This window comes from Arenibacter algicola, from assembly GCF_018860365.1.
GTDB classification, from domain to species: Bacteria; Bacteroidota; Bacteroidia; order Flavobacteriales; family Flavobacteriaceae; genus Arenibacter; species Arenibacter algicola_B.
Genome location: NZ_JAHKPO010000014.1, coordinates 121,166 through 137,525, shown reverse-complemented (window position 1 = coordinate 137,525; position 16,360 = coordinate 121,166). Strand labels below are relative to the sequence as shown.

13 protein-coding genes are annotated in these 16,360 nt (G+C 39.9%); 5 read left to right on the top strand and 8 right to left on the bottom strand.

Annotated features, from left to right (window positions below; genetic code table 11):
- Positions 1-34: 34 nt before the first annotated feature.
- Positions 35-2,023: a heavy metal translocating P-type ATPase gene (locus KO529_RS11875; protein ID WP_215948100.1), complete on the bottom strand. Its 1,989-nt coding sequence runs from the start codon at positions 2,021-2,023 to the stop codon at positions 35-37.
- A gap of 55 nt (positions 2,024-2,078) precedes the next feature.
- Positions 2,079-2,492 (bottom strand): Fur family transcriptional regulator, encoded by a 414-nt coding sequence (locus tag KO529_RS11870; RefSeq protein WP_215948099.1) that lies wholly within the window; start codon positions 2,490-2,492, stop codon positions 2,079-2,081.
- A gap of 259 nt (positions 2,493-2,751) precedes the next feature.
- Between KO529_RS11870 and KO529_RS11865 the strand changes: the two genes are divergently transcribed.
- From KO529_RS11865 to KO529_RS11855, 3 genes are all read left to right on the top strand, one after another.
- Positions 2,752-4,059: an alpha/beta hydrolase family protein gene (locus KO529_RS11865; RefSeq protein ID WP_215948098.1), complete on the top strand. Its 1,308-nt coding sequence runs from the start codon at positions 2,752-2,754 to the stop codon at positions 4,057-4,059.
- Between the two features lie 64 nt (positions 4,060-4,123).
- Positions 4,124-4,501, top strand: a complete 378-nt coding sequence (locus KO529_RS11860) for a DoxX family protein (RefSeq protein ID WP_215948097.1) — start codon at positions 4,124-4,126, stop codon at positions 4,499-4,501.
- Between the two features lie 83 nt (positions 4,502-4,584).
- Positions 4,585-5,172: a pseudouridine synthase gene (locus KO529_RS11855; protein ID WP_215948096.1), complete on the top strand. Its 588-nt coding sequence runs from the start codon at positions 4,585-4,587 to the stop codon at positions 5,170-5,172.
- A 49-nt stretch (positions 5,173-5,221) separates the two neighbouring features.
- Here KO529_RS11855 and KO529_RS11850 read toward each other — a convergent pair whose 3' ends face one another.
- Both KO529_RS11850 and KO529_RS11845 read right to left on the bottom strand, forming a co-directional pair.
- The gene (locus tag KO529_RS11850) at positions 5,222-5,920 is read right to left on the bottom strand and encodes a protein-L-isoaspartate(D-aspartate) O-methyltransferase (protein WP_215948095.1); all 699 of its coding nucleotides are present in this window, start codon (positions 5,918-5,920) and stop codon (positions 5,222-5,224) included.
- A gap of 169 nt (positions 5,921-6,089) precedes the next feature.
- Complete coding sequence (locus tag KO529_RS11845; protein ID WP_215948094.1) at positions 6,090-6,785, bottom strand: 3-keto-disaccharide hydrolase; 696 nt, start codon at positions 6,783-6,785, stop codon at positions 6,090-6,092.
- A 244-nt stretch (positions 6,786-7,029) separates the two neighbouring features.
- Between KO529_RS11845 and KO529_RS11840 the strand changes: the two genes are divergently transcribed.
- Positions 7,030-9,318, top strand: coding sequence for a DNA topoisomerase 3 (locus KO529_RS11840; RefSeq protein ID WP_215948562.1), 2,289 nt, complete (start codon positions 7,030-7,032; stop codon positions 9,316-9,318).
- A 157-nt stretch (positions 9,319-9,475) separates the two neighbouring features.
- Here KO529_RS11840 and KO529_RS11835 read toward each other — a convergent pair whose 3' ends face one another.
- From KO529_RS11835 to KO529_RS11825, 3 genes are all read right to left on the bottom strand, one after another.
- Entirely contained in the window at positions 9,476-9,904 is a 429-nt protein-coding gene (locus KO529_RS11835) for an FKBP-type peptidyl-prolyl cis-trans isomerase (RefSeq protein WP_072861489.1), read from the bottom strand.
- 160 nt (positions 9,905-10,064) lie between these two features.
- A complete protein-coding gene (locus tag KO529_RS11830) occupies positions 10,065-11,348 on the bottom strand; it encodes a serine hydrolase domain-containing protein (protein ID WP_215948093.1) in 1,284 nt (427 codons plus the stop codon).
- 413 nt (positions 11,349-11,761) lie between these two features.
- On the bottom strand, positions 11,762-12,217 hold the full coding sequence (locus KO529_RS11825; RefSeq protein ID WP_215948092.1) for a cold-shock protein: 456 nt from the start codon (positions 12,215-12,217) through the stop codon (positions 11,762-11,764).
- A gap of 490 nt (positions 12,218-12,707) precedes the next feature.
- Here KO529_RS11825 and KO529_RS11820 point away from each other — a divergent pair, with 490 nt between their 5' ends.
- Positions 12,708-15,662, top strand: coding sequence for a TonB-dependent receptor (locus KO529_RS11820; RefSeq protein ID WP_215948091.1), 2,955 nt, complete (start codon positions 12,708-12,710; stop codon positions 15,660-15,662).
- 92 nt (positions 15,663-15,754) lie between these two features.
- Here the strand turns inward: KO529_RS11820 and KO529_RS11815 are convergent, their stop codons facing one another.
- The gene (locus KO529_RS11815; RefSeq protein WP_215948090.1) at positions 15,755-16,174 is read right to left on the bottom strand and encodes an OsmC family protein; all 420 of its coding nucleotides are present in this window, start codon (positions 16,172-16,174) and stop codon (positions 15,755-15,757) included.
- Positions 16,175-16,360: the final 186 nt, after the last annotated feature.

Below are 16,360 nucleotides of genomic sequence, written 5' to 3'. Positions count from 1 at the left end.
TTTTCAAAACTCCACATTTATTAACGTACTAGAGTTAATCTAGATCAAACCTTAAAAGTCGTAAGGCATTGATTACCACCAACAAGGTAGACCCTTCGTGAATGGCAACCGCTATACCTATATTGGCAAATCCACAAAGGGTGGCCGGAATTAAAAATGCTACTACGCCCATACTGATCCAAAGGTTTTGTTTGATAATTGATTTGGATTTTCTACTCAACCCGATGACAAAGGGAAGGCTCTCTATCTTGTCCGACATTAAGGCTACGTCTGCGGTTTCCAGAGCTACATCGCTCCCTGCAGCCCCCATGGCAATACCTACGGTACTGCTGGCCATTGCAGGCGCATCGTTTACGCCATCACCTACCATGGCTATTTTAACTCCCTTTTTCTGAAACGCCTGAATAGCCTTTACCTTGTCTTCCGGAAGCAAATTTCCTTTTGCCTCGGTAAGTCCAATTTGTCTGGCAATGGAGTCGCCCACGTTTTGATGGTCCCCTGTCAGCATAATCATTTGTTTTATCCCTATTTCTTTGAGTCGCTCCAAGGTAGGAGCAGCACTTTTTCTGGGAACGTCCATGACACTCAACAGCCCGATTATAGTTTGCTTATAACCCACTAGCATAACAGTTTGTCCGTCCTTCTGCCATTGGCTAATTTGGTCTAGGGTTTCAGATGAAATTTGGATTCCCTCCTCCTCCATCAATTGCACATTGCCTATAAAAATATAATCACCGTTATATTGCGCCTTTACCCCCTTTCCCTGAACGGCCTGCATATTGGAGGCCCGGTGTTTGCTTTCAATGTCATATTCGTCTATAAGATCTTTTGTAATAGCTTTTGCCAAGGGATGATTACTTAAACTCTCTACGGCTACCACCAACTCCAGAAACTCATTTTTATCAAATCCATTTATGGGAAGGACATTTGTCAATCTCGGTTTGCCTTTGGTGAGTGTCCCTGTTTTATCAAAAGCTATAGTGGTAAGGCTGCCTAAATCTTCCAGGGCACGTCCACCCTTTATGAGCACTCCTTTTTTGGCTGCTCTGGCAATGGCACTCAATACGGCACTTGGTGTTGAAATAGCCAAGGCACAAGGACTGGAAGCTACCAATACGCTAATGGCCCTATAAAGACTTTCTTTCACCGTCTCGTCTATAACCAAATGGGCAAAGCACAAAACAACGACCAAAACAATGACCGCCGGCACAAACCATTTCTCAAATTTTTTGGTCAGTAATTGGGTGGGCGATTTTTTGGTTTCCACCTCGCTTACCATTTTTACCAATCTGGAAATGGTGGCATCCTCATTCAATTTTAAAACTTGAATCTCTAGCATGGCATCCCCGTTAATAGTACCCGTAAAGACAGTGTGGGACTGTTCTATTTCACTAAATTCGGGAAGATTATTAACATTGGAAACTGCAGTTTTGTCTACAGGGATACTTTCTCCTGTTATAGGTGACTGATCTATACTACTACTCCCCTTTACAATAACTCCATCTGCAGATATCTTAGTGTTTGGTTTTACCACTATTATATCGTTCAACTTCAAATCTTCTACGGGAACTTCCCTTATATCCTTACCATTTTTCAAGAATGCCGTCTTGGGGGAAAGCTCCCCTAAAGCCTTAATGGATTTTGTGGCCTTGTTCATGGCATAGTGCTCCAACGCATGTCCCAAACTAAACAAAAACAACAGTAGGGCACCCTCGGCCCAACTATCTATATAGGCAGCTCCCAAGGCGGCAACGAGCATTAAAAAATCAATTTCAAATTCCCCTTTCCTAATCTTGGCAATTGCCTCGAGCAGGGTGAAATATCCTCCAAAAAAATAGGCCGTTATATAACTCACCAATGGTGCCCATGCCGGGGCATTAAATATGGTGGACAAAATCAATCCAATTAAAAAGAATACCCCACTTAAAATGGCAAAATAGAGTTCTGTCTTTTCACCAAAAACCCCACCGTGGTCGTGTTCATGATTGTGGTCCTTACTCTTGTGATCATGCCGATGCTTCATACATAATTTATTTAAAAGCAAAATTAACCGTTATGCCCTTGCAATGTATGTGCATTTATTGGTTGCAGTGCTCGCAAACACCCTTTACCAGCATATTTACATCTTCTGGGATAAATTTTTCCGGAAGATTTATTTGAGGTATCCGATGCTCGGTTAAGCAAGTGGTTTTATTACATTTTGTACAATGAAAATGCAAATGAAGATCCGAGTGCCGTGCCATACCTTCATCATGATCGCAGAGTGCATATTTGGGGATTCCTGTTCCATCGTCTATTTGATGGACTATGCACTTCTCCTCAAAAGTCTTTAAAGTCCTATATAGGGTAGTCCTATCCGATTTTTCAAAATTCTCCTCCACGGTGGTAAGGCTAACCGCCGACTGCTGCAAGGCCATAAACTGATGCACCAAAATGCGCATAGCTGTTGGCCTAACACCAAATTTCTTAAGTTGTTTCTCGGTTTCCTTCATAATATCGTTGTCCTCGTGATTGCTTTTTTTTATTTCTTCACTGTCGATTAGCGTTCCCGATCACCAAGGTATTATTTTCTAATGTATCCTTAAAATCCAAACCTTTGAAGTTTTCATAATTATAATGGAAACCTTACGCCAACCAATGGTCATTGAGCAAAGTGGTATGCTACAAATAGTCCAATTCACTTTTGTCAAAGCATTTTCAGATTGAATAGTTGATATAATATTTTGTACTTTTAAGCTAAACCAAAAACTCATGATCAAACCAACTTATTTCCGTTTTGCCCATCTGCAAATATTACTTTGTTTTCTGGTTTTCAATTCTGTTTTATACGCCCAAACCGAATCTTTCCTATACGGTGATGCCTTGCCGGATGCTCCAGAACTATCGGCACGTGGTACCTATAAAATTGGAGTACGAACTTTGGATTTTGTCAATAAGGGACAGGCGGATGTTTTAAATTCGAAAAACGGTATAGACCCTATATATGATCGACCATTAAGGGTAGAAGTCTGGTATCCTGCACTATTAACCAATGGAGCTACAGAGTCTGTTACATATAACGAAGTCATGGGAACCGCCCATGATTCCCTTCGACCTTTGACTCCCATTACTTTTAAAGGTAGGGCATCCCGTGATGCCGCACCACTGACCACAGATGGTCCTTTTCCCCTTTTAGTAGTAGCCCACGGGTATGTTGGCTCCAGATACCTTATGACCTATCTAACGGAGAATTTGGCTTCCAAAGGATACGTTGTAGTAGCCATAGACCATACGGATTCGACTTTTAAAGATGCCTCGCCCTTTCCAAGTACTTTGGTGAACCGCGCCAAGGATATTTCCTTTGTGCTAAACCAAACGGTGAACTTGGGCAAAGCTAGGGACAAAAACTTTTTATCGGGATTGGTAGATTCTGAAAATATTGGCATCATAGGGTATTCCATGGGAGGTTACGGTGTTTTAAATGTAGTAGGAGCTGGATATAGCGATGGAATGGTAGGTTTCTTTTCCGGCATGACCGGTGGTAGCAAAGCAATAGCAGAGTTGGCCATGAGCAACCCTAAATTTCCAAAGGTTGACCCTAGAATAAAAGCGGTCGTAGCCTTTGCTCCCTGGGGAATGGAGCGTGGGGCTTGGGATGCCGAAGGTTTAAAAGGGCTAAAAGTTCCTACCTTTTTTGTTGCAGGAAGCCAAGATGACATTTCAGGATACGAAAAAGGAATTAAGGCCATCTTCACAGGGGCCGTTAATGCGGATCGATATTTACTTACCTATAAAAATGCAAGGCACAATGTAGCCCCAAATCCTCCACCAGTAGAATCTTTGGAGCCGGGCCTCCATATTGATGAATACTATAGATATGCCGAACCTAGTTGGGACGAGAGAAAAATTAATAATGTAAACCAACATTTTTTAACTGCCTTTTTAGGGATACACCTAAAACAAAAGGATTATTCAAAATTTTTAGAGTTACAGGAGGATTCCAATGAAAAGGATTGGAACGGATTTAAGCCCCGATCATCAACAGGCATGGAACTGATACATGAAAAACCTACTCCTTAAAGGAGTCTTATTCGGGTATTCCTTAACTCAATATTTATTTAACATTTTTCAAAACAATTAGGCCATGAAGCTATTTTGGACCATTCTTAAAATACTATTGGCCCTTTTTATGATATACGCAGGGGTACAACATTTTTTAAAACCATCCTTCTACCTGCCTTTCGTATCCCCATTTTTACCTTTTAAAATGTTCGTCATTTATTCATCGGGAGTATTGGAGATTGTTCTAGGAGTAATGCTCCTCCTTCCCAAATACGCTAAATCGGGAGCTACGGGGATATTATGGCTTATGATTATTTTTCTACCCATACATATTTGGGATATTTTTTCTGACCAACCCGCCATTGGAAACCATGAGGCTGCTATGATTCGTTTGCCAATACAATTTGTCTTTATAAGCCTTGCCTGGGGTGTTAGAAAATATGCGACAGGAAAAAGCTAAGATCAATATTTCAAATGGTATAAATCAAAAAAAAATAAACCTTTGGGGTTCCAACCCTTTACAAAACAAAGTACCTTCGGCCCATGCTGGAACCCGCTCATATTCACTTTAAAATTCACAAACCTTTCGGAATGCTGAGTCAAATGCACTCCAATGATGACAAGGAGTCGCGCAACAAACGTTTCTTAAGCGAACTATATAACTTTCCTGAAGGCATAATGCCCATCGGTCGTTTGGATGAAAAATCGGAGGGATTGCTTCTGCTCACAACGGATGGAAAATTGAGCGATCAGATCAACCGTTCGGGCGTGGAAAAGGAATATTATGTACAGTTGGATGGAGAAATAACCAATGAAGCTATCAAATTATTACAGCATGGAGTGGAAATAGGATTCCATGGCAAGAAATATACCACAAAAAAAACCTCTGTTCATGGATTGTCCATCCCCCCTATCCTGCCCGACCCGGATAAAAAATTGAGAATAGGACGGCATAGGCCCACTTCCTGGATCAGTATCACCATCACTGAAGGCAAGTTCCGTCAGGTCCGTAAAATGACGGCAGCCGTAGGTTTTCCTACATTACGGTTGATCCGTATCCGCATTGGTAATATTAATTTGAAGGAATTAAGCCCGGGAAAAGTAATCCCGGTCAAGGAACTATCTTTTTAAATGCCAATCCATGGCCTATGTAACAGGGCCCTTACCATTCCAAAAAACATTACTGCTTTCTAGTGAAGGGTACAAAGCGAACAGGAAACAAATTTTTGGTTATTATTCTATCCTTCTTTTTAAACACACTAACCAAATAGGTAACATTATCACTTGGCCCAACAGGGATTACCATATGTCCACCATTTTTTAGTTGGTCCACCAATGGCTGGGGAATCGACTCTGCTCCTGCAGTGACCATAATGGCATCAAAAGGGGCTTTTTCTGGCCATCCATGGTACCCATCGCCCCATTTAACTATGACATTATCAAATCCTAAATTCTTCAATCTACTTTTAGCGGACACGGCCAAGTCTTTAATTATTTCAACCGTAAACACAGAATCCACAATTTTGCCAAGTACCGCCGCCTGGTATCCCGAACCTGTTCCTATTTCCAAAACTTTATCAGTAGATTTTAATTTTAGTGTTTGGGTCATAAAAGCTACTATGTAAGGTTGGGAAATAGTCTGACCACTACCTATAGGCAGTGCCCCATCTTTATAAGCATGTTCCACCAAGTTTTTTGGCACGAATTCATGCCTTGGTACATTCAGCATGGAATATAAGGTTAAAGGGTCTTTTATTCCCCGGGCTTCTAGTTGTGTCTTTACCATCTGCTCCCGATTTATGACTTGATCGTTTTGGGCAATAAGTACACTTGTGAAACAAAGCGTAAGCCCATAAATGAAGAGGGATCTATAATTCATTGCTCCTGATTTTTAAACATAACTTATTAATAATTAATAAGATACAAAATAAAAACTAAGCATTCTGCGCCCCTATGTTAAAAGAATATGCCTTTTAGACCATCAATTCTAGAATAGGACCAAACCAAATTTAAAAGTAACCATGGTGGGACGTGCAGGGCAATGTTAATCACGGTGCTGTTTCACTGAGCTTGTTTATAGGTGTCAGCATTACTTTTCGAAATTCTACTTCCGCACCTTCTGCCTGCAAGGCTATATTTCCACTACTTACTGTAGCATTGTAACCATGATTTACCAAATCGCCATTTACCCATACCTTTATGGAGTTTTTAAGGCACTCAATGGTCATGGAATTCCATTCACCCAAAGGTTTTTCCGAACCATCGGTCAAATTTTTTATTCTTCGCAGTTTACCTTCGGTTATCCCCCATTCTTCTTTAGGCCCTCGCCTTTCCAACATATTGTCTGTCTCGATATCCTGTACAATACACCAAAAATCGCCGGCATTTTCATGCATCATTTGAACCTCAATAGATTTAGGGAACATTTCATATAGGGATCTAGGAGTGGAGGTAAATACCAACACACCACAATTACCAGGTTTTCCAGCAAAACGATATTCCACTTCCAATCTAAAATCCTGATAAATGGCATCCGTAATAAGATGGCCCTGTGGTTCTCCCAAACTCACCAACATACCCTCCCTTACTATAAAAGGATTTATGGCATTGGGATCGTTATCCATTTTGGGCACATCTACATGCCAACCCTCCAAATCCCTCCCATTAAAAAGACTTTTGGAAGACTGGGAAGTACAACTAATTAGTGTCAAGAAAGCGGTAATTACCAACACTATAATTTTCATTTGTTCATTTTTATTGATTATGGTATTCCACATAAAATAACTTCAAATCCAATATCCCTTAAATGTATTATTTTCCATTGACATATTATCTATCAAGATTGTCTTAATAGAATTTTCCCTTTATCACCAAAAACCCAATTAGTTATAATTCACAGCACGAATGTTGAAGAAAATACCTTACAATGCAAATGTGGGGGTTCAGTATAAATTAAGTAATTTGCACCCATTCAAAACAATAATAAAAGTGAAGGTCTGTATTGCGGAAAAACCCAGCGTGGCTAGAGAAATTGCTCAAGTATTAGGAGCAAACACTAAGCATGATGGGTACTTTGAAGGAAATGGTTACGCAGTTACCTTTACCTTTGGCCATCTCTGTACTTTATTTGAGCCCAGTGACTATAAACCCTATTGGAAAAGTTGGGATTTGAACAATTTACCCATGCTCCCGGAGAAATTTAAAACAAAAGTGGTGGACAATGCGGGAATCCAAAAACAGTTCAATATTGTAAAAAGTCTGTTCGATAAAGCGGAAGTGGTAATCAACTGCGGGGATGCAGGCCAGGAAGGAGAGCTTATTCAACGTTGGGTAATGCATCAGGCCAACTACAAAGGAGAAGTAAAGCGTTTATGGATTTCTTCCTTAACAACCGAGGCCATAAAAGAAGGGTTTACCAAATTAAAGTCCTCACAAGATTATGACAATCTCTATTATGCGGGCTTTTCCCGTGCCATAGGGGATTGGCTTTTAGGAATGAATGCCACTCGCCTTTATACGGTAAAACACGGTGGCTATAAACAGATGTTGTCTGTCGGTCGGGTACAGACCCCCACCTTGGCCATGGTGGTAAATAGGTATTTGGAAATAGAAAACTTTAAGCCCCAACCCTATTGGGAATTACAAACCCTTTATAGGGATACAGTTTTTAATTATGAAGAGGGCCGTTTCTTAAAGATGGAGGATGGGGAAGTTCTTGCCAATGAAGTAAAGGAGCACGAATTCGAAATAGTCAACATTACCAAAAAGAAAGGCAAGGAATACGCTCCCAAGTTGTTCGATCTAACAGGCCTACAGGTGTATTGCAACACAAAGTTTGGATTTACGGCAGATGAAACACTTAAGATTGTCCAAAAATTATATGAACAAAAAGTGGTTACCTATCCTAGGGTGGATACCACCTTTTTACCTAATGATGTTTATCCTAAAGTAGCGGGAATACTTCGCAATCTAACCCAATACGAGCAGTTGACCTCTACCCTATTGGTAAAAAAGATCAGGAAATCCACAAAGGTTTTCAATGACAAAAAAGTAACGGACCATCATGCAATCATTCCTACTGGGGTTGAAATAAAGTTAGGTGTAGCCCAGCAGCAGGTGTACGATAGCATTGTTAGAAGATTTATCGCCGTATTTTACGATGACTGTGATGTCTCAAACACAACGGTAATAGGCAAGGCTGCCAATATCTCTTTTAAAACGACCGGGAAGGAAATCCTCAAAAAAGGGTGGCGAATTGTTTTTGAGACTGCCAAAACAAAAGAAAAAAAGGAAACAGGGGTATTACCCAATTTTGTGAAGGGAGAAAAAGGTCCCCATGAGCCTTCATTTTTGGAAAAGCAGACCAAACCACCAAAACAATTTACGGAAGCTACCTTGCTAAGAGCCATGGAGACAGCAGGAAAACAAGTGGATGATGACGAAATGCGGGAACTTATGAAAGAGAACGGAATAGGTAGGCCATCAACCCGCGCCAATATTATAGAAACTTTATTTAGGCGCAAGTATATTGAAAGAAAAAAGAAGCAGGTATTGCCAACTCCAACTGGCATTCAACTAATTGATACGATACAAAACGAATTGCTGAAATCTGCGGAATTGACCGGGTTATGGGAAAAGCAGTTGAAAGATATAGAAAAGGGCAATTTTAGCGCTGCATTGTTCATCAAGAATATGAAAAAAATGGTAGACGAATTGGTTTACGAAGTTAGGAGTGAAACAAAACGTGCCAATATCTCCCATACCCAGGAAACCAAAAAAAAAGAAACCAAAAAAAACAAAATTAGTACTGGAGGTATTACCGAGGAAACCTGCCCAAAATGCAAGAACGGGAATCTTATAAAAGGGAAGTCGGCCTATGGATGCAGTGGTTACAAGAATGGTTGCGATTTTTTACTCCCCTTTGTCTTTCACAATAAAAAAATCTCGGAAAATCAGTTCACGAGATTACTTCAAAAAGGTTGTACGGTTAATTTAAAGGGGTTTAGCTACAATGGTGTTGAAGATGTTGAAGGCCTCGTACGCTTTGATGAGCAATATGGGTTGATTCTAGAGCCAAAGAAAAAACCAAATACCGATACTCCAAGTTGTCCCAAATGCAAAAATGGAATGATTATAAAAGGAAAAACCTCCTATGGTTGCAGTAATTACAGCAACGGTTGCGATTTCAGGTTCACTTTTGAGGAAGTAAAAGCCAAAGCTGCCGATAGACCCTTGACCAAAGCCCTTGTCCTTTCTATTTTAAACGGCAATTCTTAGCATAACTTTTAAAGTGGGTATGCTCTGATGGCACAGCCTATTAAAACTCTTAGAGGAGAATGGGATATAATAAGTAAAAGGCCGTCTAAAAACAGACGGCCATTTTAATTCAATAGCATTATCTACTAGTAGTGAAAATGCCTTTTTTTTCTAAGCTTTATAAAATAGCTACCAATTCCAACTCAAAAGTAAGGTCCTGTCCTGCCAAAACGTGATTGGCATCAATAACAATACTTTCTTCCTTCACATCTGTAATTCGCAATTGGTTTTCTGTACCGTCCGGATTTTTTGCAACCAACATCATTCCTATTTCAGGTTTAATGTCTTCAGGAAGCTCCGCCTTCTTAATTTCATGAAACAATTCTTCCATAATATCTCCGTAAGCTTCTTCCTTGGGCACGGTTATCGTTTTCTTTTCATTGACCTCCATATTCACCAATTCCTTTTCAAAACCTGGAATAAGCTGGCCTTGTCCCAAAGTAACTTCGATGGGCTCTCTTTCCAAAGAACTGTCGAATATTTGTCCGGTTTTTAATTTTCCAGTGTAATGTACTTTTACCTTGTCATTTTCCTTAACTCTACTCATAAAATTCAGTATCTCTAATTTTTAATCTGACTATTAAGGTGCAAACCTATGGGATATAGATTTTTTAGAAGAATAGATTGTCCTAAAACCGTCAAAATTTACAATATCTTAACACTTTTTCTTAAAAATCATGAGTTTTCAACAAAATACAATTGGTGTTTTACTCCAAAATAGCCTGATATACCAAACTTCTAAGCTTAGTATGATCGTCAATTCCGTTGGTAGGTATTAGTTGTTTAAAATATACTACAACCAGGTCCTCTACGGGGTCTGCCCAATAAGTGGATCCATAAGCTCCTCCCCACTCAAAAGTACCAACAGAACCAGGTTCTCCCCTTTCTCCCACGTTTTTGGTAATGGAGAATCCAAGTCCAAAACCTGAACCCTTTCTGCTGCCATAGGGAATGCCCCGAACATCAACATGATCTGCAATCATTAATTCTACTGTTTTTGGGGATAATATCCTGTGCCCGTTAAACTCACCTCCATTCAACATCATTTGTAAGAATTTAGCATAGTCCATGGATGAAGAAAGTAGACCGGCGCCACCGGAAAAGCTTTTCCTGGGTCCCTTTACGTAATGGCCCTGGCCAATTCCCAAACCAGGATCGGGAGATCTTTCCAAAGGCTTGCCCTCATAGGCCATATAGGAAGTAGCCAGTCTTTCAGTTTTATTTTTAGGCAAATAAAAATACGTATCCACCATTCCTACAGGATCTAAGATTCTTTCCTTAATAAACGCATCCAAAGTTTTACCTGAGGCTTTTTCAACAATTACCCCTAAGATATCCGTATTATAACCATATACAAACTTTTCTCCAGGCTGGGCATCCATTGGCAATTTAGCCATACGCGCAACGGTTTGGGCAATCGGTTCGTTTCGGTCTGCAAAATACCAGTTCTGTATCCCGGCTTCTTCCCATTCTTTTTTTGCCGGACCATGACCATACCCAATACCAGCAGTATGGGTCAATAAATCCCGAATAGTAATGGAACGGTTTGCCTTAACCACATCGTATCCCCCATCATCACGTACTCTGGCTACCGTTGTTTCTTTCCATTCCGGCAAATATTTTCCAATAGGATCTGCAATCAGTAGTTTTCCTTCTTCCTGCAAGATCATGGCCGCAACACTAACAATGGCCTTCGTTTGTGATGCAATTCTAAATATGGCGTCTGTGGTCATCTTTTTCCCTGCCTCCATATCGCTTTCCCCAAAAGCCTTATGATAGATTACCTTACCCTTTCTGGCAACCAGCGCAACATTTCCAGCCATTTTTCCGTCTTTAACAAATTGGTCCAACGTAGTCGATAGTCTTTCCAACCTATCAGAAGACATCCCCACCTCCTCGGGCAAGGCTGTTGCTAAATTTTGAGCCTGGGAATAGGATATTAATAATAGACATCCCAACAATAGAATGTGACCTTTGAATAATTTTACCATGGTTTTTGAATATTTGATTAGTTACTGATTTAAAGAAGTCCAAAAGTTATTCTTTTTTTTGATTTTAAAAAACGGTAAACAGTTTTCGCTTATTTTTTATCTAGAAAAGTAAGATCTAAGTGCATAAAAGGAAATATAAGTATGAACTTATATTTATGCAATGACATAAACTTTAAAAAAAGAGTTGTTGTATTGACCACTATAGAATTTAATGGAATTTGTATCCATCAACAATAGAAGCGTTAAGAACTAAATAGGAAGTTTGAATCGGGGAACATATAAACGGGGCCTCATTTACCCAAATTATGGCAAAAAACAAGGGTAGTACATAAATCCATACAAAGTTGAATTTATCTGCACTACCCTAAATATTATATATGTGCGCAATTCCATTATTGGAATTGACTTAGAAACTAGATTTTCTTTACTCGTACTGCATTCATACCTTTCAGCCCCTTTTCAAGTTCAAAGGAAACCTTGTCATTTTCAGCAATCTCATCTATGAGCCCACTAACATGGGTAAAATACTTCTCTTGGTTTTCACTATCGATTATGAACCCAAATCCCTTGGAAGTATCAAAGAAGGAAACTTTTCCATTTCTAACAGGGTCGAATTCCTCAACATCACTATCATCCCTTTTAGGCACCCCTATTTCTATGGTAGAGGCATCTATTTTTACTTTTTTAGAGGGATCTGGCGGCGTATCCGTTAAATTTCCGTCGTGATCAACATAGGCAAATTGGATACCAGGTCCATTTTCCTTCGACTCCAATTTACGAGCCTCCTTTTTCTTTTGTTTCTCCTCGCGCTTTTTTAGACGCTTCTTTTCTTTTTCACTTTTACTATAAGTTTGTTGCGATTTTGCCATTGTTTTTTTTAAAGTTATAAATTGTAAATCTCGTCTGAGCAGCGGTTGAAATACTAAACGAGTGTTTGAAAAAGAAAAATGAATCTAATTTTATCTACCCAAGAATTTAGTAGCAGCAATGGTGATTACAGGTCAATGCGCAACTCTTTAAACTTCAACAAATATAAGGCTAGTATTTCAAATAATTTAATTTAGTCCCCCAATTTTTTATCCCTATTAAAAAAAACAGGACATGATTTTCAGGATTTTGGGATAAAAAACAAGAAATTACAACTTCTGTATTAATTGATCCTTATAAACACCTCGCCCATTACCAATATTAATGATGCCCTAGTACTTCCAATCCCTAAGCAATACCCGTGCTTCTAATAATAATCCCATTCATATAGTCCTCTTTATTAGATGATTGCCTTATTATTTTAGAAGTTTTTCTTACAATTCACCCCAAAAATGCTTAACTTCTAGGCATATTAACTCAAAAAACTCATATATGAAAAAGTATTACTTTATTGCTATGATTTTCATTTTTGGGATGGTTGGTTTTTCCAACGCTCAAATAACGGGATCAGTTTTGGATGAAGAGGGAACACCATTGCCCGGTGCATCCATAGTTATTAAAGGAACCACCACAGGTACAACCACAGATTTCGATGGCAACTTTACCATTGAGGCTTCCATGGGCGATATTTTAGTGGTTTCCTATATTGGATTCGAGACCTTACAGGTCACGGTCAATAATACCGTGATGGATATACGTCTTACTTCTGGTGTGGCATTGTCGGAAGTAATTATCGTTGGTTCGCGTAATCCAAACAGAACAGCCACCGAAAGTACCGTTCCCGTAGATGTCATAGACATGACGGAACTAAACAATGTGGCACCACAGGTAAATCTAAACCAGATATTGAATTATGTGGCTCCTTCCTTTACCTCCAATACCCAGACCATTTCGGATGGTACAGATCATATTGACCCAGCCTCGCTAAGAGGATTGGGACCCGATCAGGTTTTAGTATTGATTAATGGCAAAAGAAGGCACACCTCTTCCTTGATCAATGTAAACGGAACCTTTGGTAGAGGAAGTGTGGGAACGGATTTAAATGCCATCCCTGCCGCTGCCATACAGCGTATAGAAGTCTTACGGGACGGTGCGGCTGCTCAATATGGTTCAGATGCCATTGCCGGGGTTATCAATATTATCTTGAACAAAAATGTAAATGAACTTACCACAACGGTCACCACAGGGGCCAATTTCACCAAAAATGCCAATGATCAAACAGGTGGCGTAGACGGAGCAACCACTAACATATCCGCTAGTTATGGCATTCCATTGGGTGATAATGGTGGATTTATAAACCTCTCCGGAGATTTTGACGTTCGGGAAGAGTATAGTCGAATGAAGGAATGGGAAGGTTCCATATTTAATGCCTATAATTCTGTGGAAAGATTGGCCGTGGGCCAAGGCCTGGATTTGGCCAATCTAGGGGATTCCGATGTTGTTTCGTTGGCTCAGAATCTTCAATTTTTAACTCAGGATGATAAAGATTTGATAAGTGGCTTTACCCCAGAGGAATTACATAGTCCAACTAAAGTTTATAGTGATGGCACAGTCGTTTTTTACAACCCATTATCCAATAATACAACGACCGAGGAATTGGCGGCCCGAGGGCAACAAAGAAGTGACTACAATATGCGGGTAGGACAGTCTGCCTTGCGTGGGGGTAGATTATTTGCCAATTTCTCCTTGCCCTTGGATGATATCGGCACTACTCTATACTCTTTTGCAGGGATCAGCTCGAGAACTGGTAATTCAGCAGGATTTTATAGGTTACCTAACCAAAACAGGACCTATACCCCAGCTTATTTCAATGGTTTTCTACCCGAAATCAACTCTAGTATTAAAGACCAATCCATATCTCTTGGAATAAAGGGGATGGTTGGAGATTGGAGCATTGACTTAAGCAATACCTATGGAAAGAATTCTTTTTTATATACCATTGGAAACACGCATAATGCCTCTATGCAAAATGCCTCTCCTACCTTTTTCGATGCAGGGGGATTTTCTTTTCTTCAAAACACCTCCAATTTGGACATCACTCAATTCTTTGAGGATGTTATGTCCGGGTTAAACATTGCCTTTGGTGCAGAATATAGAGTTGAGAACTATGATATTGTGGCTGGAGAGCCAGCTTCTTATGGTCAATATACCAGTGCGGGACAATTAATTACTGTGGCTAGCCAGTCACCCTCAAGGGATTTTTTCGGAAGTGCTAGACCTGGGGGTTCTCAAGTGTTTCCAGGTTTTGCGCCAGGTAATGAACTTTCTAGGGGAAGAAGTAGTGTAGCTGGATATTTTGATGTAGAAGCTGATTTCTCAGAAGCGTTTTTGGCAAGTTTCGCCACCCGTTATGAAAATTACAGCGATTTCGGAGGTACCATCAATTTTAAATTGGCAGGAAGATTCAAGGCTACGGATAATCTGAATATTCGTGGAGCTTTGAATACAGGCTTTAGGGCACCTTCTTTACATCAAATCAACTTTAATTCCACCTCGACCATATTTGACAATCAGGGCAATCCACAGGAGGTAGGGACTTTTGCTAATAATAGTAGGGCGGCCAACCTTTTGGGCATTCCACAGTTGAAGGAGGAAACTTCCCAAAGTGTTAGTTTGGGGCTTACCGCCAAAATACCGGATGCCAATTTAACTATAACTGTAGATGGTTATTTCGTTAAAATAAATGACCGAGTTGTCTATACAGGGCAGTTTAGCCCTTCAGCTGATGCAGGTACAGGAGTGGACGACATACCAGCTGTATATTCTGGATCACAATTGGAATTATTGAATATATTACGACAAGCAAATGCTACGGCAGCTTCCTTCTTTGCCAATGCGATTGATACCGAATCCAAAGGCTTGGATTTAGTGGTAACCCATAAAACCGACTTAGGTGCTAATTGGAGACTCAAGTCAGACCTAGCTGGTACCTTCTCCAAAACAAAAAAGGTCGGAGACATAAATGCATCGGATGTTCTTAGAAACGCTGGTAAGGTCGACACCTACTTTCCTGAGGATAGTAGGGTTTATTTGGAAGAGGCCGTACCCAGAACTAAAATAAACCTTTCCAACAGCCTTACCTCGGATAAATTTATCATTTTCTTAAGAAATGTATACTTTGGTGAGGTAACCGAAGCAACAACAACAGTGGCCAATCAGCAGGTATTCGGCACAAAATTGGTTACGGACCTATCCGTGGGTTTTAAAGCAACGGATGCCCTAACGTTTACCCTTGGAGCAAATAATTTGTTCGATATTTATCCGGACAGGGCCAAGGATGAATTTGGCAATCGTAGTGACGGACGCTTTGATTGGTCGCGTAGAGCACAACAATTTGGCATAGGAGGTAGATTCCTTTTTGCCAGAGTAAATTTTACACTTAAATAGGAATTGCAAATAGCATTCAAATAAATGGGAAAAGCCACTTAACAGTGGCTTTTTTTTATTGATATCAATATGGATGTAAACAGCATTGGTTTCTATGCCTTTAAGCTTACCTCCAACACTATATCTGTCTTTAATAATTTGGAAATAGGGCAAATTTCCTTGGCTTTTTTGGCAATTTCCTTAAACTGCTCCAACTTGATTCCCGGCACCTGACCGTTAAGAATTAAGCTTATTTGTGTTATACTCCCATCCTCAAAGTTTACCTTAGCGCTAGTATCCAAGTTGGTTGGTGTAAACCCGGCCTCTCCCAACAAAAAACTGAGCTGCATGGTAAAACATCCTGCATGGGCCGCTCCAATCAATTCCTCAGGGTTGGTACCCTTACCATCTTCGAATCGTGACTTAAAGGAATATTGGGTATCCTTCAAAATGGTACTTTCTGTACTCAAGGTACCCTTGCCATCCTTTCCGCTACCTTTCCAGTTTGCACTTGCTTTTCTTGTGAATTTCATACCTATTAATTTTAAGTTATTACATTCTATTTTTTACCCACTTTGATCCATGTTGCGCTTCCTTGGCCAACATAATTCCTTTTCATCAGGGAATTGGGAAACCTTACTTAACATATGAATGGTGAATAATTAAGAACACTAACCTCTAAGATATTAAATAGGTAATAATAATCCTTTAAATTTTAC